18 protein-coding genes and 1 pseudogene are annotated in these 19859 nt (G+C 63.5%); 8 read left to right on the forward strand and 11 right to left on the reverse strand.

Features of this window, described 5'->3' with window-relative positions:
- Positions 1 to 94: 94 nt before the first annotated feature.
- Positions 95 to 1891, reverse strand: coding sequence for a GtrA family protein (locus NKI06_RS09430; RefSeq protein ID WP_352985010.1), 1797 nt, complete (start codon positions 1889 to 1891; stop codon positions 95 to 97).
- A gap of 127 nt (positions 1892 to 2018) precedes the next feature.
- Between NKI06_RS09430 and NKI06_RS09435 the strand changes: the two genes are divergently transcribed.
- The 3 genes from NKI06_RS09435 (at position 2019) to gshB (ending at position 4490) form a co-directional block, all read left to right on the forward strand.
- Positions 2019 to 3023 carry a glycosyltransferase gene (locus tag NKI06_RS09435; RefSeq protein WP_352985011.1) on the forward strand — a complete coding sequence of 335 codons (1005 nt, stop codon included), beginning with the start codon at positions 2019 to 2021 and terminating at the stop codon, positions 3021 to 3023.
- Between the two features lie 4 nt (positions 3024 to 3027).
- A complete protein-coding gene (locus NKI06_RS09440; RefSeq protein WP_352985012.1) occupies positions 3028 to 3402 on the forward strand; it encodes a GtrA family protein in 375 nt (124 codons plus the stop codon).
- A 134-nt stretch (positions 3403 to 3536) separates the two neighbouring features.
- Positions 3537 to 4490, forward strand: coding sequence for a glutathione synthase (gshB, locus tag NKI06_RS09445; RefSeq protein WP_352985013.1), 954 nt, complete (start codon positions 3537 to 3539; stop codon positions 4488 to 4490).
- Positions 4491 to 4582: 92 nt separating this feature from the next.
- Here the strand turns inward: gshB and NKI06_RS09450 are convergent, their stop codons facing one another.
- The 3 genes and pseudogenes from NKI06_RS09450 to NKI06_RS09460 all read right to left on the reverse strand — a co-directional run bounded on the left by NKI06_RS09450 (position 4583) and on the right by NKI06_RS09460 (position 5763).
- Entirely contained in the window at positions 4583 to 5161 is a 579-nt protein-coding gene (locus NKI06_RS09450) for a glycosyltransferase family protein (protein WP_352985086.1), read from the reverse strand.
- 144 nt (positions 5162 to 5305) lie between these two features.
- Positions 5306 to 5395, reverse strand: a pseudogene (locus NKI06_RS09455) (hypothetical protein); the annotation flags it as partial.
- Entirely contained in the window at positions 5383 to 5763 is a 381-nt protein-coding gene (locus NKI06_RS09460; protein WP_352985014.1) for a glycosyltransferase family 2 protein, read from the reverse strand. The gene NKI06_RS09460 and the pseudogene NKI06_RS09455, both read right to left, overlap by 13 nt.
- Positions 5764 to 5839: 76 nt before the next feature.
- On the opposite strand from NKI06_RS09460, the gene NKI06_RS09465 reads away from it, so the two are divergent.
- Positions 5840 to 6904, forward strand: coding sequence for a glycosyltransferase (locus NKI06_RS09465; RefSeq protein ID WP_352985015.1), 1065 nt, complete (start codon positions 5840 to 5842; stop codon positions 6902 to 6904).
- 248 nt (positions 6905 to 7152) lie between these two features.
- Complete coding sequence (locus NKI06_RS09470) at positions 7153 to 8685, forward strand: YifB family Mg chelatase-like AAA ATPase (RefSeq protein ID WP_023687500.1); 1533 nt, start codon at positions 7153 to 7155, stop codon at positions 8683 to 8685.
- 84 nt (positions 8686 to 8769) lie between these two features.
- On the opposite strand, the gene NKI06_RS09475 is transcribed toward NKI06_RS09470, so the two are convergent.
- From NKI06_RS09475 to NKI06_RS09485, 3 genes are all read right to left on the reverse strand, one after another.
- The gene (locus NKI06_RS09475) at positions 8770 to 9405 is read right to left on the reverse strand and encodes an outer membrane protein (protein ID WP_023825822.1); all 636 of its coding nucleotides are present in this window, start codon (positions 9403 to 9405) and stop codon (positions 8770 to 8772) included.
- A gap of 187 nt (positions 9406 to 9592) precedes the next feature.
- On the reverse strand, positions 9593 to 11761 hold the full coding sequence (locus NKI06_RS09480) for a malate synthase G (protein WP_352985017.1): 2169 nt from the start codon (positions 11759 to 11761) through the stop codon (positions 9593 to 9595).
- Positions 11762 to 11884: 123 nt separating this feature from the next.
- A complete protein-coding gene (locus NKI06_RS09485) occupies positions 11885 to 13906 on the reverse strand; it encodes a hydantoinase/oxoprolinase N-terminal domain-containing protein (RefSeq protein WP_352498499.1) in 2022 nt (673 codons plus the stop codon).
- 197 nt (positions 13907 to 14103) lie between these two features.
- On the opposite strand from NKI06_RS09485, the gene NKI06_RS09490 reads away from it, so the two are divergent.
- The 3 genes from NKI06_RS09490 to NKI06_RS09500 are packed head-to-tail and all read left to right on the forward strand — an operon-like array spanning position 14104 to position 16087.
- The gene (locus NKI06_RS09490; protein ID WP_023673293.1) at positions 14104 to 15081 is read left to right on the forward strand and encodes a threonine ammonia-lyase; all 978 of its coding nucleotides are present in this window, start codon (positions 14104 to 14106) and stop codon (positions 15079 to 15081) included.
- Positions 15082 to 15089: 8 nt separating this feature from the next.
- Positions 15090 to 15470, forward strand: a complete 381-nt coding sequence (locus NKI06_RS09495) for a nuclear transport factor 2 family protein (RefSeq protein ID WP_023681284.1) — start codon at positions 15090 to 15092, stop codon at positions 15468 to 15470.
- A gap of 17 nt (positions 15471 to 15487) precedes the next feature.
- Positions 15488 to 16087, forward strand: coding sequence for a DNA-3-methyladenine glycosylase (locus tag NKI06_RS09500; RefSeq protein WP_023692979.1), 600 nt, complete (start codon positions 15488 to 15490; stop codon positions 16085 to 16087).
- 4 nt (positions 16088 to 16091) lie between these two features.
- On the opposite strand, the gene NKI06_RS09505 is transcribed toward NKI06_RS09500, so the two are convergent.
- From NKI06_RS09505 to NKI06_RS09520, 4 genes are read right to left on the reverse strand one after another with little or no spacing between them, the layout of a single operon-like run.
- The gene (locus NKI06_RS09505; protein WP_023681282.1) at positions 16092 to 17228 is read right to left on the reverse strand and encodes an ABC transporter permease; all 1137 of its coding nucleotides are present in this window, start codon (positions 17226 to 17228) and stop codon (positions 16092 to 16094) included.
- On the reverse strand, positions 17225 to 18145 hold the full coding sequence (locus NKI06_RS09510) for an ABC transporter ATP-binding protein (protein ID WP_352985019.1): 921 nt from the start codon (positions 18143 to 18145) through the stop codon (positions 17225 to 17227). Before NKI06_RS09510 ends, NKI06_RS09505 begins: the two co-directional genes overlap by 4 nt.
- Positions 18142 to 19095 carry an HlyD family secretion protein gene (locus tag NKI06_RS09515; protein WP_352985021.1) on the reverse strand — a complete coding sequence of 318 codons (954 nt, stop codon included), beginning with the start codon at positions 19093 to 19095 and terminating at the stop codon, positions 18142 to 18144. Before NKI06_RS09515 ends, NKI06_RS09510 begins: the two co-directional genes overlap by 4 nt.
- Positions 19092 to 19796 (reverse strand): CerR family C-terminal domain-containing protein, encoded by a 705-nt coding sequence (locus tag NKI06_RS09520; RefSeq protein ID WP_352985023.1) that lies wholly within the window; start codon positions 19794 to 19796, stop codon positions 19092 to 19094. The genes NKI06_RS09515 and NKI06_RS09520 overlap by 4 nt, the downstream gene beginning before the upstream one ends.
- Between the last annotated feature and the right edge of the window lie 63 nt (positions 19797 to 19859).

Here is a 19859-nt window from a genome sequence, read left to right on the forward strand (position 1 = left end):
CCCTGTTTGTGACGCCCGAAATTTAGGCTGAGACTGGCAGCAAAGCGTTTAGGAAGCGTATCGCGAAATCGATTTTTCGCTGGCGAATGATGCTTTAGCGGACGCGGTAGAGTTCGACCGGGGTTCCGCGCGTTTCGGCCACCGGTTCGAGCCAATCGGGGACGCTTCCCTGCATCAGCCTGGCCAAGAAGCCTTGCGGCGCCTTGGCGGCAAGCATCTTGCTTTCGGCGCTGCCGCGGCAGAGCGCCATCAGGCCGACGTGGTGAGCCGCCGCGATCATCCTCGCCTGGTCCGCCGATCCGAGGAAGGCATCGAGCGCAAGCAGATCGCCGGCGATGTTGCGATGATAGGGGCCGGCAAAGACGCGGTGCCCGGAATAGGCCAGGATGGGCGAGCCGAGATTGGAAATGGCAAGCACCGTGGTGTCCGGCAGCCGGGCCAACGCCGCGAAGGAGGCCTTGCGCTCGCAGGACGGATCGCTGTCGGTGTCCTGTGCCTCGACCGAGACCTTGTTGGCCTCGAATACGCTCGACGTCGCGGCGGCAGCACCGGCCCAGACGGCATTCACCGACACCACCCAGACCGCCGCCATGCGCAGCGATACGCTGCGCGCAGGGCTGGTCCTCGCCCGTTCGCGCCAGCTTGCGATCCAGGCCGACAGCGGGATGACGGCAAAGGCGATCGAGAATGTCGAGCCGCGGACCTGCCAGGCGCTGACGATGAAGGCGCCGACCAGCAAGGCGCCGACGAGGCTGTCCTGGCGGCGCCATGGTCCGCGCAGGCGAAGCGCCATCAGCGCGATCGCCACCAGCGGCGTGACATAGCGCGCCGCCAGCGAGGCCGGCTCGCTGGCGGCAATACTGAACAGCGACTGCGCCTCGTCGATGTGATCGAGCCACAATTCCTTGAGGCGCGGATCGAGAGTTGCGTAGGGAGCCGCAAGGCATTGCGGAAACAGCGCCGCGACAACGGCGCCCAGCACAAGCGCGAGCAGGCCGAGCGAAATCAGGCGGCGTCCGGCCGTGCCGTTGGACACCTTGAGCGACGTCACGGCGGCAAGGCCCAGTCCGGCGATTGCCGCGACGACGAATTGTACGGCCGAGAAGGCATCGCACTGCGCCTGGCCCCAGGCCGATGGCGGGATGGTGCTGACGAAGACCAGGGCTGAAACGCCGGCAAAGCCGAGACCGAAATCCCTGGCGATCCGGCGTTCGCCGCCGGGATCGACGACGAACAGCAAAGCGATGCAGGCGCCGATGGTGGCGACATAGGGCGCGGTTTCCATGCCGACGGCCAGCGTCAGGGCCGCACACAGCCCGGAAATCAGCGCCGCCCAGCGACGCGCCGGCGCCTCGAGCAGCAGGCTGAGGCTGGCCATGGTCAGCGTCAGCTGGACATTGTGATGATCGAGCGCACCCGGCAAGAAAATGCCGATGAAATGCAGCGCCGCCGCGCCGATAACGACCGCCGGCAGCACCGCGCCGACGCCGGCGAAGCTGCGCGCCGCACGGGCGAGGAAGAACACCGCCAGGCAAAACAGCAGCGCCGGCCACAGCACCTGCGCGATCGCTTCGGCCATGGCCATGCTGCCGGTCAGCGCCGAGGCGGCGAGGATGATGGCGGCGAGCGGTGCGTCGACCAGCCGCGACCAGTGCATGACGAAACCGCCTTCCGGCCCCATCCTGTACTGATGCAGGTCGAACCAGCCCTGGCCGGCCAGCATGTCGCGAACCTCGACCAGCCGCAGCAGGCTGTCATTGTCGCCGCCGGCATTGCTCAATTCGCGAAAGCCCGTGGCGGCATTGACAGCCAGCACCACCAGCATGGCAAGCAGCGCCAGCGTCATATCGGACTTCCAGGAGGAAGCACCCGCCTTGGCTGCGTTCATCATCATGACCTTCGTCGGAAAGACTGCGGCCTTAAACCTAGCCTTAACAGCTTCAATAAATAGTAAAGTCGCCTGAGCGAGGCCGCATATGAGCGCGGCCGGAGGCTCCGCCGGGCGTCGGGAGACGGAAATGCCGCACGAAGTCCGCCATGAGCCGGCCATTGCCGTGCTCCTGCCTTGTTACAATGAGGAACTGACCATCGCCGAGGTGGTGCGGCGCTTTCGCGAGACGCTGCCGTCGGCCGAGATCTATGTCTATGACAACAATTCCAGGGATTTGACCGCGCTCAAGGCGCGCGCAGCGGGCGCCATCGTCGTCCGCGAGCCGCGCCAGGGCAAGGGCAATGTCGTGCGGCGCATGTTCGCCGACATCGATGCGGACATCTATCTGATGGCCGATGGCGACGGCACCTATGCGCCGGAAGATGCCTCGCTGCTGATCAACATCCTGCAGACCGAGCGCTGCGACATGGTGGTAGGCACCAGGCGCGGCGTCACCGACGATGCCGGCCGTTCCGGCCATGCCTTCGGCAACCGCATCTTCAATAGCCTCTACAAGCGGCTGTTCGGCGCCGACTTCACCGACATCTTCTCCGGCTACCGCGTCTTCTCGAGGCGTTTCGTCAAGAGCTTTCCCGCGGTTTCCGGCGGCTTCGAGATCGAGACCGAAATGTCGGTGCATGCCTCGCAGCTCAAACTGCCGGTGAGCGAGATCGCGCTCGATTATGGCCGCCGGCCTGAGGGATCGTCGTCGAAGCTGTCGACCTATCGCGACGGCGCCAGGATCCTGTGGATGTTCGCCATGCTGATGAAGGAAACGCAGCCGCTGCGCTTCTTCGGCGCCTTCGCGATTTTCTTCCTGGCGTCGAGCCTTGCCCTGATGACGCCGGTGCTGATCGAATTCGCCCAGACCGGCCTCGTGCCGCGCATGCCGACCTGGGTGCTGTCGGTCGGCCTGCTGCTGCTCTCGATGCTTGCGATGGTGACCGGATTGATCCTCGATTCGGTATCGCGCGGACGCGCCGAGCAGAAGCGCATTTTTTATCTCTCGGTGCCGTCAGGCCGGGTCGAACGGCGCGAACGCACTGATGAAATCCCGAAGGCCGAACCGGGCAAGACGCCCCGGGCCGCCTGAGGCCGTGAGCCGGCTCGCCCGCTTCGTCCTGGCAGGCGGCGTTGGTTTCGTCGCCGATGCCGCGGCGCTCTGGCTGCTCTTGGCGGTGACGCCGCTCGGTCCCTTCGTCGCCCGTGTCCTGTCGATCGGCTTTGCGCTGTGCGTCACCTGGCAGATCAACCGGCACCTGACCTTTTCGCCGTCGAGCCGCGGCCTGGCGCAGGAGGGCGCGCGCTATGGCGGCGTCGGCATCGCCACCAGCATCGTCAACTATCTCGTCTACTGCGCCATCCTGTTTGCGCTGCCGGCGCTGCCGCCGCTGGCCGCACTTGCCGTCGCCTCGCCGGTCGCCATGGCGCTGTCCTTCCTCGGTTACTCCCGGCTGGTCTTCGACCGGTAAAGGTCTGGGCCAAGCAAGCGCGATTGGCAGAAGCCGCCAAGTTCCGTATATCGGCGACTTGCCTTGCCGCAATTCCGGACGGAAAACCGCTACGCACTTTTCCTGGACTTGCTCGACCCGCTGGAGACCAAAAGATGACCCTGAAGATCGCCGTCCAGATGGACCATGTCTCCACCGTCTCGATCGCCGGCGACACGTCGTTTGCGCTGTCGCTGGAGGCGCAGCGGCGCGGGCACCAATTGTTCCACTATACGCCGGACCGGCTGTCGATGCTGGGCGGCAAGGTGTTTGCCCGCATCGAGGAGATGAAGCTCCGCGACGAGAAGGGCAATCATTTTTCGCTGGGCGACAAGGTGCGCACCGACCTGTCGGAGATGGATGTGATCCTGCTGCGCCAGGATCCGCCCTTCGACATGAACTACATCACCACGACGCATATTCTGGAGCGCATCCACCCGAAGACACTGGTCGTCAACGACCCGGCCTGGGTGCGCAACAGTCCGGAAAAGATCTTCGTCACCGAATTCCCCGATCTGATGCCCGAAACGCTGATCACCAAGGATCCCCAGGAGGTCGCCGCCTTCCGCAAGGAGTTCGGCGACATCATCGTCAAGCCGCTCTACGGAAATGGCGGCGCCGGCATCTTCCATCTCAAGGAGGATGACCGCAACCTCGCCTCGCTGCTCGAAATGTTCGCCCAGCTGTCACGTGAGCCCTATATCGTTCAGCGTTATCTCAAGGACGTGCGCAAGGGCGACAAGCGCATCATCCTGATCGACGGCGAAGCGGTCGGCGCCATCAACCGCGTGCCGGCCGACCACGACTCGCGCTCCAACATGCATGTCGGCGGCCGCGCCGAAAAGACCGAGCTGACGGAACGCGAACGCGAGATCTGCGCCCGCATCGGCCCATCGCTGAAAGAGCGCGGCTTCATCCTGGTCGGCATCGACGTGATCGGCGACTACATGACCGAAATCAACGTGACCTCGCCAACCGGCGTGCGCGAAGTGCAGCGCTTTGGTGGCGCGGATATCGCCAGCCTGTTCTGGGACGCGGTGGAGGAAATACGGCGCAATTCGGCCGCGTAGTGTGCGTTGCTACGGAGGACTTTGGTGGGTCCAGAGAAGCATCGAAGGATGCTCTTTATCGGGTAAGACTGCCGAGCAAGCGGCTCATCAAATCAAACTATGTCCCGGAAGCGCCGAGGCCTCAGTTTCGGAGGAAGGAGACCGATAAGTCTGGTCTGCAATTTTCGCTGTGGTGTTGCCCAGTCTTTCAGCAGAAAACCCGCATCGGAGTTCTTTTCCAGCAATGCAAAAGCCGCAGACAGTCCGATCAGGTCGACCAAGGTCCTGCGCATTGAGTGGCGGGAGATTAAATGCTCCAGTCCCGGCGCCACTTCGCACCAACGATTGGCCAGTGCCCGCCGTATCGCTATTTCAGTATCAGGCGACATCCTGCCGAGGCCAACTCCGGTACCCAGGATGCGCCCGTCCGCCCAGCCATTGCCGCCGTGAAGCCGATAACTGCCAAGAGCCCGCCCAATCCTCACGGTTCCGCCGATCATATGGGCGGCACGAGCCATATAACCATCGGCACATATCCTTATTTCGTCCGGATCGGATGGACGCATGATTTCAAGCGGAGCTCGACGAAACATCATCCCCGATGTGGTCGACCAAAACCAACCCACGGTGCCCCGATCAATAAATAATAATGTCGGGTCAGCTTCGGTGTCGACATGCAGGTAGCCGCTCATTTTCGGTATCGATCGCGGGTCATTCAGGTGGAATACGGGATGACCGCCCGCAAGCAGTTTGCCGGCCGTATCTATCACCACCTCATCGGAGCTCGACATCGCCGCGATACGGGTGTGGCTGAGATGCGCTCTCACATGGCATTCTATGAAGTCAGGGTGCCAAGCATCGTCACCGTCAAGAAACGAGATCAGGGGCCCGGCTGTCGCGTCAAGCCCGGTCATCATCGTTGCCATTTGCCCGCCATTTTGCAGTCGGGGCAGAAAGCGGAAACGACTGTCGCCAAGCTGGGACAGACACTCTTCAATCCTTCGCGGGAAGCGTCGGTCGAAAAATCATCGACCACCACGCACTCGAACGCAGTGTACGTCTGCGCCGCTACGGACCGGATCGCAGTGTCGATGAATGCCTCTTGATTGAAACAGCCTACGCAAACGGATACGGTTGGTAGCGCGATGTGAGAACCAGCCCCGCTTGGGACGATGTTTTCTTTCAAGAGGCGCTTCTCCGTACACCAGATTTGATCGCCTGAGATATTCCGTAGATCGAATGGCGATGTTTCTTTGCCAAATTTCTCTCTGTCGAAGCGAGTTTTTCTCCGCACTCAAGATCGCAATTGCCGCATGTTGACCCTACAGCACGGGTATCACCCTCCTACCAAATTCGAGATTGTCAGAGCCATGCTGCGTCATGGCCACAAACTCAGAAAAGGGCACCCTTCCGCGAAGTCGCAACCGGCTCTTCAGGCCAGTTTGCTGTCGGACGATCCGTTCATATCCTATTCGGGAATGTCCGGTACGCCGCTCGGATTAGCAAGTCATATGCCTTTCCTTCCACGCAGCCACCGCGCCTGGTTTCTCATCTCGCCAACCTGGTCCATCGAAAACAGTGCTAGCGTCAAAACCATCCGGACCTATGCCGTTCTGCATAGACTCAAGAACCCCCGTCACTCGCTAATCTTCCTATCCAACACTCAGGCCGAGGCTGATCTGTTGAATCAGTCCGGCGAGGCCGCCGTCCTGCACAACAAGACGTCAACAACCTCCGAACACATATTCAGGCCTCTCGATGACGTCCCTGTAGAATTTGATGCAATCTACAATGCGCAACTGGCTCCGTGGAAGCGCCATGACTTGTCGCTTGGCATCCAGCGTTGCGCATTTGTCTTCTATCGAGATTCAAGCGGGTCCTCCACGACGGAGTCGGAAAGAGCGCGAATAAATCGGCATAGGGAGCTCGCTCCGCATCACGTCTTTATCAACGAGTTTGACGGCACCGGCAAGCCGGTCCGATTGGCACCGGCTCAGGTGAACACGCATCTAAATCGTGCAGCCGTGGGAATCTGTCTCTCTCACCTGGAAGGACCAATGTTCGCCAGCACGGAATATCTTCTCGCGGGCCTTCCAGTGGTCACGACGCCGAACCATGGCGGCCGAGACCTTTATCTGGATGACGACTATTCGCTCACAGTTCCACCCGATCCTCGATCCATCGCGGAGGCTGTCTTAGCGCTGAAGGAGCGACGAATTCCCCGGGATTACATTCGTTCGCAAACTTTGAAACGAATCGAACGAGACCGCGGGCGGTTCATAGACCTTGTAAACGAGATTTTTCTGGAGAGCGGCTCTTCGCGCCGGATCGCCCTGCCTTGGCCTTTCAGATATCCTGTCATGGAGTGGCTTCCACCGCAGGTCGCGATCGATCGATCGCTTTCAGGTTCGGTCGATGCCTTCATCACCGCTTAGAAGCAACACCCTCAGATTGCCGAAGGGCCTAGTTGCCTTGTTAACGCGGTCGAGGAGGCGGAGCAGCCGTTCCATTTTGCTCAACCATCTTCCTTTTTTGCAACCGGCACAGCGCGCTGCAGCCACCACGAATGCATGTTCCTGTAATGTTCTTGCCTTGGCCTGAAATCTATGGTTGTCTTGTCCTGACGTCGCTCGCGGTCTGAACCACAAGGCCGAGGCGAGCCGATATCCGGGGGCAGAGCAAGATGGTGGCGCGGGTTCGCACGGTTGCTTTCCAGGGCATCGAGGCCGTACCGGTCGATGTCCAGGTGATGATCGCGCCGGGCAAGGTCGGCATGCAGATCGTCGGGCTGGCCGACAAGGCGGTGGCCGAAAGCCGCGAGCGCGTGCAGGCGGCACTGCATGCGTCGGGGCTGTCGATGCCGTCGAAGAAGGTGACGGTCAACCTGGCGCCTGCCGATCTTCCCAAGGAAGGGAGCCATTACGACCTGCCTATCGCGCTCGGCCTGATGGCTGCACTCGGCGCCATTCCGGGCGACATGCTGGCCTCCTATGTCGTGCTCGGAGAATTGTCGCTCGACGGCACCATTGCCACGGTCGCCGGCGCGCTGCCGGCGGCGATCGGCGCCAATGCCGAGGGAAAGGGCCTGATCTGCCCGTTCGGCTGCGGGCCGGAAGCGGCCTGGGCGGGCAAGGATTTCGACATATTGGCGCCGCGCAGCCTGATTGCCATCGCCAATCATTTTCGCGGCACGCAGGTGCTGTCGCGGCCCGAGCCCGGCATCCATGTCTCGGCCCGCGACCTGCCCGACCTTTCAGACATCAAGGGCCAGGAAAGCGCCAAGCGGGCGCTGGAAGTGGCGGCGGCCGGCGGCCACAATCTGTTGATGGTCGGGCCTCCCGGCTCGGGAAAATCGATGCTGGCGCAGAGGCTGCCTTCAATTCTGCCGCCACTGGCGCCCAAGGAACTTCTTGAAGTCTCGATGATCGCCTCGGTGGCCGGCGAGCTCGGCGAAGGCAAGCTCACCGACCGGCGGCCGTTCCGCGCCCCGCACCATTCGGCTTCGATGGCGGCAATGGTCGGCGGCGGCATCAGGGCGCGGCCGGGCGAAGTATCGCTTGCCCATAACGGCGTCCTGTTCCTCGACGAGTTTCCCGAATTCACGCCGCAGACCTTGGATGCGCTGCGCCAGCCACTGGAGACCGGCGACTGCATGATCGCGCGCGCCAACCACCGCGTCACCTATCCAGCGCGCATCCAGCTGGTGGCGGCGATGAACCCGTGCCGTTGCGGCATGGCCGGCGAGCCCGGCTATCGCTGCCTGCGCGGCGAGCGCTGCCGCACCGACTACCAGGCGCGCATTTCCGGCCCGCTGCTCGACCGCATCGATCTCAGGATCGAGGTGCCGGCGGTCTCGGCCGCCGACCTGATCCGGCCCGACCGAGCGGAGAAAAGTGCAGCCGTCGCCCAGCGCGTGGCGCGCGCCCGCACCATCCAGCGCGAACGTTTCGAGCGGCTGGGCGTCACCAGTGCCACCACCAACGCCCATTGCTCGCCTTCTGTTATCGAGGACATCGCCGCGCCGGACGCAGCAGGCCTGTCGCTGCTGAAAGACGCCAGCGAGAAACTTGGCTTTTCTGCGCGCGCCTATCACCGCGTGCTCAAAGTGGCGCGCACACTGGCTGACCTCGACGCCAGCGAAACCGTCGGCCGCATTCACTTGGCCGAGGCGATTTCCTACCGCATGATGTCGGAGCGGGTAGCGCAGGCGGCGTGACGAAGCCTAGCCTGCTTTGTCGGGATGGCTAGCTGTCCGCCCGGACCGATATCAAGAACCGATGATGTCTGGCTTTGCTAAAAGTCAGAACTTGTAGGCGAAGGCTGCGCGAACGACGCTGAAATTCGTCTTCACGTTGTAAGGATCGACGGGATCGAACCCGAAATCCTTCTTGCCGAGGTCGACGTATAGATATTCCGCGCGAACGGTCCAATTGTTGTTGAAAGCATATTCCGCACCGCCGCCGACCGCATATCCGGTCTGAAGCTTGGTTTCGGTTTCGTTGAAGACATGTTCGTCGATCTTGACATTGCCTACGGCAAGGCCAGCGGTGACATAGGGCAGAAACTGATCGAATGCGTAGCCGACGCGACCCCGGATCGTCCCGTAGGCATCCAGACTTGCACGCGCAAAAAGGCCGCCGTCGTCGAATTCCTGCTTGAAGCCCAGATAATTTATGTCGCCTTCGATACCGAAAACCCACGGGCCGGATTGATAGTTGGCACCGACCAGGACACCGCCGGTGAAGTCGCTGATGTCGGCCGATCCGGTGATGCCTATGAAGTTACCGTCGATATTGCCAAAGGCGCCACCCGCATTCGCGCCGATGTAAAAGCCGGTCCATGAATAGGTGGAGGCTACCGGTTCAACGAAATCCGCTGCATTGGCCCCGGTCACAGTCATGCCCGCAACCAGCAAAATTCCTGCAAAAAGCCGCATGGATGTCCCCCGACCCGACCATCAATTGATCAATGTCTTAGCAATACACCCAAATCCTTGCGAAACCTGTGTCAAAACAGTCACGCTGCAGGCTAAATTAGTGATTGCAGGCACTGGAGGCAGCGTCTTCCCACGAGTGCGGTCGCGAAGCTGCGCAGGCCTCAGCCGACGCCTTTCCGCCGCAGGATCAGGCCCGCTCTTTCGCCTTCAGCTCCAGCCGCCGTGCGTGCAGCACCGGTTCCGTATAGCCATTCGGCTGTTCGCGGCCTCTAAACACCAGGTCGCAGGCGGCGTGGAAGGCGATGGAATTGTCGAAATCGGTGGCCATCGGGCGGTAGAGCGGGTCGCCGACATTTTGGAGGTCGACGATCGCTGCCATGCGCCGCAGCGAATCCATCACCTGAATTTCGGAGCAAACCTTGTGGTGCAGCCAGTTGGCGATGTGCTGCGAGGAGATGCGCAGCGTGGCGCGGTCTTCCATCAGGCCGACATCGTTGATGTCGGGCACTTTCGAGCAGCCGACGCCCTGGTCGATCCAGCGCACGACATAGCCGAGAATGCCTTGCGCATTGTTGTCGAGCTCGCGCTGGATCTCGTCGGGGGTCCAGTTCGGCCGCACCGCCACCGGCACCGACAATATATCATCGAGCTTCGCCTTCGGCCGGCTCTTGAGCGCCGCCTGGACGGCATGGACATCGACCTTGTGATAGTGCGTGGCGTGCAACGTCGCCGCCGTCGGCGACGGCACCCAGGCGGTGTTGGCGCCGGCCTTGGGATGCGCGATCTTCTGTTCCAGCATCGCCGCCATCAGATCCGGCATCGCCCACATGCCCTTGCCGATCTGGGCGTGGCCGGCCAGACCGCATTCCAGCCCGGTGTCGACATTCCACGCCTCATAGGCGGAGATCCAGGCGGCCTGCTTCATGTCGCCCTTGCGGATCATCGGCCCGGCTTCCATCGAGGTGTGGATCTCGTCGCCGGTGCGGTCGAGGAAGCCGGTGTTGATGAACACGACGCGTTCCTTGGCGGCGCGGATCGCCTCCTTGAGGTTGATGGTGGTGCGCCGCTCCTCGTCCATGATGCCCATCTTGATGGTGTTTGCCGCCATACCGAGCAGCGCTTCGACGCGGTCGAAAATCTCGACTGCGAAGGCGACTTCCTCCGGCCCATGCATCTTCGGCTTCACCACATACATTGAGCCCGCGCGGGAATTCATCCGACGCCCGTTGGCGCCGACATCGTGCAGCGCGATCAGCGCCGTCATCGCCGCATCCAAGATGCCTTCCGGCACCTCGTTGCCATCGCGGTCGAGGATGGCCGGATTGGTCATGAGGTGACCGACGTTTCGCACCAGCATCAGCGAGCGGCCAGGCAAGCTCAGCGCGCCACCACTGGGCGCGGTCCAGGCGCGGTCCGGATTGAGCTTGCGCGTGAAGGTTTTGCCGCCCTTGCTGATTTCCTCCGCCAGATCGCCCTTCATCAGGCCGAGCCAGTTGCGGTAGACGATGACCTTGTCCTCGGCATCCACCGCCGCGACCGAATCCTCGCAGTCCTGGATGGTGGTCAGCGCCGATTCCAGGATCACGTCGGCAATGCCGGCCGGGTCGGTGCGGCCGATCTGGTTGGTGCGGTCGATGAGGATCTCGATGTGCAGGCCGTTCTGGACCAGCAGGATGGCTTCCGGGTTGGCGCCGTCGCCGCGGTAGCCGGCAAATTGTTTCGGGTTGGCCAGTGTGGTGCCGCCGGCGCCGGCGCCGAGCCGCAAGGTGCCACCCGAAACCGTCAGCCCGTTCACGCCGGCCCATTTGCCCGAGGTGAGCGGCACGGACTCGTCCAGAAAACTCTTCGCCCAGGCAACCACCTTGGCGCCGCGCACGGGGTTGAAGCTTTTACCCTTCTCGGCGCCACCGGTCTCGGCAATGGCGTCGGTGCCGTAGAGCGCATCGTAGAGCGAGCCCCAGCGGGCATTGGCGGCGTTGATCGCATAACGCGCATTCATCACCGGCACCACCAGCTGCGGCCCGGCAACGGTGGCGATCTCGGGGTCGACATTGTCGGTCGACACGGAAAAGGCCGGCCCTTCGGGCACGAGATAGCCGATCTCACGCAAGAAGCTTTTGTAGGTCTCCATATCGATGGACGCGCCATTGGCGCGGTGCCAGGCGTCGATCCGTTCCTGCATGGCGTCGCGTTTGGCCAACAACGCCCGGTTCTTCGGCGCGAGATCATGGACGATAGCCGAAAAGCCGTTCCAGAAGGCGTCGGCGGCAATGCCGGTACCCGGCAGCGCTTCGCCGACAAAGTCATGCAGTTCGCGGGCAATCCGCAATCCGGCGATCTCGACGCGATCGGTCATCAGGGCTTCTCCAGATGAAAGGCTTTGCGGCCTTTGGCATGTCAGGGGTGAAGGGTCAATTCAGCTTAGGGTGAAGGCGGGGAATTTGAAGCTGCTGATCTCTCCCCTCGTGGGGGAGATCACCTAAACCGCAATCCTCGGCCGACCCGATGCAACCGCCACCACATGCGCTTCGATAAACATCCGTTGGGCCTCAACCGTAGACACCTTGAACTCGGTCGAAACGTCGATCTCGGCATTATCCGTGCCGGCATCCTTCGCGCGCGCGGCTACGATCGCCCGCACATCAGCCTCCGCTGCCGCGATCGCCTCGGCCTCGTCCGTGAAGTCGCGCACCGTTTGCCCCGACGCCAAACGAAACAAACCTTCCTTAGGCTGGCTGACGCGGGCTTCGGCGGAGACGCGGACCTGGCCGACGACGGCGCCGAGCGCGTTGGCGACATCGGTATCCTCCGGCACCACGCACTCATTACCGACCAGCTCGGCCAAGCCGGCATAGTGCAGCGGCGCCGAGGCGCCGAGGCCAATGACCGGACGATCGAGCGCGACGCTGAGCCTTGCGATGCCGGGATGGGAATCGACGGCGCGCTGCACCAGCGCATGCGCGACGGTGGCGGCGCCATCCAGCCCGTCTTCGGCAAAGGCTGTCTCCAGAATGTATTCGGCCGACCAGCGCGTGAGCGTCAGCAGCACGCGTTCGGAAATCACCTCCGGAGACGGCGCGATGTACTGGCCTCGCCCATCACGCTTGCGGGCAAACAGTTCGGCGCCGAGCCGGGCCGCAAGCGGGTCCCAGTTGGCCTGCTTGCCGAGCACATGGGCGGCGTCCGAGGGGGTGAAGCCCGAGATATGCACAAGACCGCGCGAGACCAGCCGGTTCAGCGTGGCGTTCTGGGCGTTCGAGGTGAGCAGCCTGTCGATGGCGAGCGGCACGGCACCAATCATTTCATACAGTTTCGCCTCGGGCGCGGTCAGGCCGGCGGCGAGCCTGTCCGGCACGCCGGTGCGCAGCGCGAAGCGGCCATCCATGCGGCCGGGGTTTGGCGCCCGCAGCTGCCGCTCGAGTTCCGAGGTCACGGCCTCGCGATGCATAAGGCCGGCCAGCGCCAGCGGCACCAGGCGACGCGGCCCGAGCAGGATCTTCGGGTTGAGCGCGCCATCTTCCAGCGCCACTTCGGAATCGCCGCCGAGGCCGAAGGTGCGCATGGCGACCGCCTCGACCATGGTGCGGAAGCCGCCGACAGTGGCGCCTTCGGGATCGAGCCGAGGACGGCCGCCGTCGAGCACGGCGACATCGGTGGTGGTGCCGCCAATGTCGGACACCATGGCGTTGTCCAGGCCCGTCATGTGGCGGGCGCCGACCAGGCTGGCGGCCGGGCCGGAGAGGATGGTCTCGATTGGCCGCTGGCGGGCAAACGCCGCCGAAACCAGCGCGCCATCGCCGCGCACCACCATCAGGGGGGCTACGATGTTGCGGGCTTCCAAAAATCCTTCGGTTGCCGCCACCAGCCGGTCGATCATCGAGATCAGCCTGGCGTTGAGCAAGGTGGTGAGTGCGCGGCGCGGACCGCCGAGCTTGGCCGACAATTCATGGCTGGCGGTCACCGGCAGGCCGGTCTTTTCGCGGATGAGGTCGCGCGCGGCGAGTTCATGCGCCGGGTTGCGGGTGGCGAAATAGGCGCACACGGCAAAGCCCGACACCGAGGCGCCGAGTTCAGGGATCGCCGCTTCCAGACCCGACAGATCGAGCTTGGCCGCATTGCCGTGCACGTCGTGGCCGCCCGGACAAAACACCACCGGATCGGTGCCGAGCGCGGTCTTCAGCCCGTCGCGGGCAAGGTCGCCTTCGGAAAAGCCGATCATGATGAGCGCCACACGCCCACCCTGGCCCTCGACCAGCGCATTGGTGGCGAGCGTCGTCGACATCGACACGAGTTTGATGGCGGCCGGATCAGTGGCCGATTTTTCCAGCACCGCATCGACCGCGCCGGAAATGCCTACGGCAAGATCGTGCCGCGTCGTCAGCGCCTTGGCCTTGGCCAGCACCTTGCCTTTTGGCCCGCCTTGTTCCGACCACAGCACGGCATCGGTATAGGTGCCACCGGTGTCGATACCGAGGAACAGGGGTTTTGGCTTGGCGGTCATTTCTGGCGGTCCGGAATTCTGCTTCCCCCCGCCCTTAGCCGATACGGCCCGGCGGATAAAGGCGGGAGGGGTGGGCCAGTTTGACCCTCGTCGCCGCTCATGCCCCCCAAACTTTGTAACGGTCACATTTTTTCATTGGTGCGTGGCCTGCCTTTGCGTGCACCATGCGCCGATCTCATCCCTTTCAGGACTTCGCCATGACCACGCTTCCCGGCATCGCCGACATCCATGCCGCCGCCGCGCGGCTCTCCGGCCTGATCGCCGAAACGACCCTGATCGAATCGCTGGAACTCAACAAACGCTTCGGCGGCCGCATCCTGTTCAAGCCGGAGACGCTGCAGCGCACCGGCTCGTTCAAATTCCGCGGCGCCTACAACAAACTGTCTTCGCTGAGCGAAGAAGAGCGCAGCCGCGGCGTCGTCGCCTTCTCCTCAGGCAACCATGCTCAGGGCGTCGCCGCGGCGGCTGCCATGTTCGGCGTCAAGGCGGTCATTGCCATGCCGGCCGACGCGCCGGCGATGAAGATCGCCAATGTTCGCAAGATGGGCGCAGAAGTGGTGCCGTTCGACCGCTTTCGCGACGACCGCATGACGGTGGTGCGACCCTACATGGACAAGGGCATGGTGCTGGTGCCTCCTTTCGACGATCCGGCCATCATCGCCGGCCAGGGCACGATCGGTCTCGAACTGATGCGCCAGGCAAAAGCGCTCGGCGTCAGCCTCGATGCGGTCGTCATTCCCTGTGGAGGCGGCGGCCTGACGAGCGGCATTTCGATCGCCGTCAAGGATGCCTCGCCGGCCACAGCAGTCTGGGCCGTTGAGCCCGAGCATTTCGACGACACCCGCCGCTCGCTGATCGAAGGAAAAAGGGTTTCCAACGAGCCCGGCCACAGTTCGATCTGCGATGCCATCCTCACCGCAGAGCCCGGTGCCATCACCTTCGAGATCAACCGCAAGAACCTCGCCGGCGCCATCGCCGTCTCCGACAAGGCGGCCGCACAGGCGGTGCGCGACGCCATGGCCCATCTCAAGCTGGTGGTCGAACCCGGCGGCTGCGTGGCGCTGGCGGCGCTCTCGTCAGGCGAGATCGAACTGTCGGGCAAATGCGTCGCCGTCGTGCTGTCAGGCGGCAATGTCGATTTCACCACCTATGCCGAGATCATGGCCGCGGCCTGAGAACCGATATGGCAGACGCTGAGATAAGGGCGGCTCTCGATCGCCATTGGGCTGCCTCCGATGCCAATGATCTCGAGACGGAGCATCAGATCTATCGCGAGGACGCGGTGCTCGATTATCCGCAATCAGGCGAGCGCATCAGCGGACGGCACAACATCCAGTCGTCGCGCGCCACGCAGCCCAACCGGAAGCGCTTTGCCGTGCGGCGGATCACCGGGTCAGGCGACCTCTGGATCACCGAATATGTCCTGACCTATGACGGGATTCCGTCCTATACGGTGAGCATCATGGAGTTCGTCGATGGCAAAGTGGTTCGCGAGACCCAGTATTTCGGCGATCCGTTCGAGCCGGGGCAGTCGCGCGCGCAATGGGTCGAACGGATACCTTGAAACACGGCGGCGGTAGCATGACCGGCCACCATCCGCTCGATCGTGCCGAACTGCCTGATGATACGGCCGATCTCGCCCGCTATCTCATCGGCAAGCTCGTGGTGCGGGAGCTGCCGGAAGGCATCGTCGGCGGCCGTATCGTCGAGACCGAGGCCTATGTCACCGGCGACGCCGCCGGTCACGGCTATCGCGGGATGACGCCGCGCAACCGTTCGATGTTTCTTGAGGCCGGGCACGCCTATGTCTATCTCGCCTATGGCGTCTCCTGGATGCTCAATGTTTCGAGCGAGGGGCCAGGGACCGGCACCGGTGTGCTGATCCGGGCGCTGGAGCCGCTCGAAGGCATTGCCATCATGCGGCAGAACCGGGGCGTCGAACGCCTGCGCGACGTGGCGCGCGGGCCGGGACGGCTCGCACAGGCATTGCGGATCGACCGTTCGCTGGACGGCCTCGATCTGTGCCGCCAAGGCCCGCTATGGCTGGCAGCCGACGAGCACGAGCCCGGCGACATCGGCCAAGGCATCCGCATCGGCATCACGAAGGATGCGGATCGCCCGCTGCGGTTCTATGTCAGGGGCAGTCCGTTCGTCAGCGGTCCGCGATCGCTCAATTCCTGAACGCTCAGTCGAGCGTGCGCCTGAACCGCACCAATGCGACGCCGGCAAACAAGGCCACGAACCCGACCAGCCAGGCGATCTCGCCCGCAACCGCCGGCAGTTCGGCGCCCTTCAGCATCACCGCGCGGGTGATGCGCAGAAAATGCGTCAGCGGAAAAATCTCGCCGAAGGTCTGCGCCCAGCCCGGCATGCCGCGATAGGGGAACATGAAGCCGGACAGCAGGATCGACGGCAGGAAAAAGAAGAAGGTCAGCTGCAGCGCCTGCATCTGCGTGCGGGCGATGGTCGAGATGGTGTAGCCAAGCAGCACCAGCGCCAGCACGAACACCAATACGGCTGTAAGCAGCAGCGACATGGAACCGGTGAAGGGGATGGCGAACAAGAGCTTCGACGCCGCCAGCACCACCACCACCTGGACGCCACCGACCACAAGATAGGGCAGCACCTTGCCCAGCATGATCTCGAACGGGCTGGACGGCATGGCGAGCAGGTTTTCCATCGTGCCGCGCTCGGTCTCGCGGGTCAGCGCGATCGAGGTCATCATCACCAGGGTCATCTGCAGGATGACGCCGAGCAGGCCGGGCACGATGTTGTATTGCGAGATGCCTTCCGGATTGTAGCGCTGGTGCACCACCACATCGAGCTGGCCCCTGGCGGCCTCACTCGCCGCCTCCTGCATGCCTTGCGCCCGAAGCAGCGCCTGGCTGGCCACTTTGCTTAGCGTCGAGATGGCGCCGCTGGCGGCGGCCGGGTCGGTGGCGTCGGCCTCGATGAGTATCTGCGGATTATCGCCGCGCTCCACCCGGCGGCCGAAATCGGCCGGGATGGTGACGACGAAGGCGACATCGCCGCGCGCCATCAGGAATTCGGCAGCCTCGGCACTTTGCGCGACATGGTCGAAGCGGTAGTAGCCGGTCGTCTGCAGGGCCGCGACAATGGCGCGGGTGTAGGGGTCGTTGCTGGTCGCCACCAGTGCGGCAGGCAGGCTTTTGGGATCGTTGTTGATGGCGTAGCCGAACAGCACCAGCTGCAAAAGCGGCACGCCCAGCATCATGGCGAAGGTGATGCGGTCGCGCCGCATCTGGATGAATTCCTTGATCAGCAGCGCACCGAGCCTGGCGAAGGAGAAGACGCTGTTCATGCCATATTGTCCTTCGAGCCGGACATGAACTGGATGAAGACGTCCTCGAGGCTGGTCTCGCCGGGTTTTACGCTGACGCCCTTGTGCTCCTTCTCGACATCGGCGAGCGCCTGTTCGAGCTTTGCCTTGTCGGAGCCGACGACATGCAGCGTCGCGCCGAACGGCGCCACCTGGTCGACGCCGGGCCGGTCCCTGAGTGCATCGGCGACCTGGTCGAGGCGCGGTCCCTGCAGCACAAAGGTGGTCAGACCGGCATTCGTCACCACCTCGTCCACCGTGCCGGTGGCCAGCATCTTGCCGTAGGAGATGTAGCTGATGCGGTGGCAGCGCTCGGCCTCGTCCATGTAATGGGTGGACACCAGCACGGTCAGACCGCCGCTCGCCAGCCGGTGGATCTCGTCCCAGAATTCGCGCCGCGCCTTCGGATCGACGCCGGCGGTCGGCTCGTCGAGCAGCAGCAGCTTCGGCTTGTGCATGATGCAGGCGGCCAGTGCCAGCCGCTGCTTCCAGCCGCCCGACAGCGTGCCGGCGAGCTGGTTGCGGCGGCTCGTCAGGCCAAGCTCTTCCAGCGTTTTCGACACATGCTCCTCGACCGGCTTCAGCCGGTAGAGCCGCGCCACGAATTCGAGATTCTCGCCGATCGTCAAATCCTCGTAGAACGAGAATTTCTGCGTCATGTAGCCGACTTCGCGCTTGATGCGGAGCGACTCGGTGCGGATGTTGAAACCCAGCACCGTACCTTCGCCCTCGTCGGGCGTCAGCAGGCCGCACATGATGCGGATGGTCGTCGTCTTGCCGGACCCGTTGGGCCCGAGAAAGCCGACGATCTCGCCCTCGGCCACCGTCATCGTCACATGGTCGACGACAGTCTTGTCGCCGAAACGCTTGACCAGGCCATGAACGTCGATGGCGTTCATTTTGCGGAGGCCGCCAGCTCGACATCGACGATCTGTCCCGGCTGCAGCGCTTGCGCCTTGCCCTCAGGCCGCGCCTCGACGAGGTAGACCAGCTTCTGCCGGTTCTCGAGCGAGTAGATCACCGGCGGGGTGAATTCCGGGTCGGGCGAGACATAGCTGACGCGCGCCTTCACCTCCGGCCCGCAGCCGTCGCAATGGACGACAAGCAGCGTGCCGACCTTGATCGACGAGAACGCACTTTCCGGGACATAGACGCTGAGCTTTACCGCACCGTCCGGCAACATCGAAATGACAGGCGCGGTCGAACCGGCGGTGTCGCCGGGATTGCGGATGACGTCATTGATGCGGCCGGGCGAGGGTGCCGCCAGAACGCGCTTCGATAGCCGCCACTCAGCCTGTTCCAACGCCGACTGCGCCTGTTTGACCTGATTGTCTGCCGCCTTGATCGTTTCGGGACGCGCAGGCAGACCGCCGACGGCGAGGTTGGCCTGCGCCTGGCCGACCTGCGCATTGGCGGTCTCCAGCGTCGCGGCGGCGGTGTCGTAGTCGGCCTGCGTGCCGGCACCGCGCTTGAACAGGTCGGCGGCGCGGTCGTATTTGCGCTTGGCATCCGTGGCCTGGGCCTTGGCCATGTCGACCTCGGCCTTCAGCACCGCAATCTCCTCCGGCCGCTTGCCGATCTGCAGGTCGGCCAGCTGCGCCTGCGCCTGGGCGAGCGCGGCCTCTGCCTGGGCGACGGCGATTTTTGCGTCGGCGCTTTCGAGAGTCACCACCGGCGTGCCTGATACAACACGGTCGCCGCGCTTGACCGCGACGGTCTCGACCTGCGCCACTTCGATCGGCGCCAGCAAGACATAGTCGCCCTCGACATAGCCGACGGCAAGCGGCGCTGCCGGCGCGCAGGCGCCGAACAGCTGGGCTGCGAGCGGCAGGGAACAGAGAAAACTCATCGCTTGCCCTCCTTGCGGGCGACCGGATTTCGGGCCGCCAGTATGGCGCCAAGATTGCTTGTGACCGCCGCCACCACCTTGGCGGCTTCGGTGTTACCGATCTCGCGCCAGCCCATACGACGCATCACTGCTTCGCGGCCGATGCGGAAATAGATGACCTGGCCGATCAGCGTGAAGACCACGAGCTTGGTGGCCTCGCTTTCGGCCGGCTCGCCCGTCGCCTGTTCCCAGATCTGGCAGAGGCGGCGATGCGTCGGTTCGAACACCCCGTCATAGATACGGTCGAGGGCGGCCGTCGGATGCGACAACTCTCTAAGTACGAATTGTACGATCTCGCCCGCCTCCGGCCTGGCGACGATAAATCCTACCATCCGCTCCAATGCGGTCGAGAGCTGCGCCCGCGCCGCCTCTGGACTGGCTTGACCTTGCAGCTGCATTCCGCCGAGCGCCTGGCCGGCAACCGCCTGGATGGTCTCGACGATGTGGTCGGCGGCGGCCGCGCGCAGCCCTTCCTTGCCGCCGAAATGATAGGCGATGGAGCCGATGTTGGCCTTCGCCTCCGCCGCGATCTCGCGCGTCGAGGTGCCGTCGAAGCCCTGCCGCCCAAACAGTTTGAGCGCGGCCAGCACCAGTGCGGCGCGCGTCTGCTCGGCGGGCGATGTCTCCTGGCGAGGCATTTTGTCGGGCGCGGATTTGATCATATCGGTCTGTTTAATCAATCGATTGATTAAAGTCAAATTGATCTATCTACGGCCGCTTGCCAT

Source organism: Mesorhizobium sp. M0772 (assembly GCF_040320135.1).
In the GTDB taxonomy this organism is placed as follows: domain Bacteria; phylum Pseudomonadota; class Alphaproteobacteria; order Rhizobiales; family Rhizobiaceae; genus Mesorhizobium.